This window comes from Streptomyces sparsus, assembly GCF_054776295.1.
Genome location: NZ_BAAHCA010001670.1, coordinates 1 through 585, shown reverse-complemented (window position 1 = coordinate 585; position 585 = coordinate 1). Strand labels below are relative to the sequence as shown.

The 585-nt window shown below is 76.6% G+C and carries 1 protein-coding gene; it reads left to right on the top strand.

Going from position 1 to position 585, the window contains the following annotated elements; all coding sequences use genetic code 11:
- Positions 1–585, top strand: a 585-nt coding sequence (locus tag ACYVE9_RS30215) for a gamma-glutamyltransferase (protein WP_461031040.1), incomplete at both ends; no start/stop codon positions are given.

The window sequence follows — 585 nt, the reverse complement described above, 5'->3', positions numbered from 1 at the left end:
GCGTTGGGCGGTGCTGTGCTCCGCGTCCTCGGCGGGCGCTCGCAGCCGGGCCCGGCCGCGAACGCAGGATCGAAGCCGCCCGCGCCGTGTGGCGGGAGGGGTTCATCGCGGAGGCCCTGGTGCGGGCCGCGGCGCGCCCCACCCTGGACACCTCCGGGCGGCGGCACCGCTCCACCCTCACCGGCGACGACCTGGCCCGCTGGTCGGCCGGCTACGAGGACCCGGTCACCCACGACTGGCAGGGCTGGACGGTCTGCAAGGCCGGACCGTGGTCGCAGGGCCCCGGCATGCTCCAGCAACTCGCCCTGCTCGACGGAGATCCCGGCCTCGGCACACCCGAGGGCACCCACACCCTGATCGAGGGCACCAAGCTCGCCATGGCCGACCGGGAGGCCTGGTACGGCGACGCGGACGGTCCTGCGGCGGTACCCGTCGACACCCTGCTCTCCGCCGCCTACAACAACGACCGGCGCGCCCTCATCGGCGAGAGCGCCTCGTTGCGGCTGCGCCCGGGCAGTCCCGACGGCCGGACGCCCCGCCTGAGCCGGCACGCGGAGACGCCGCTCCCCGACGGTCCCGGCCGGC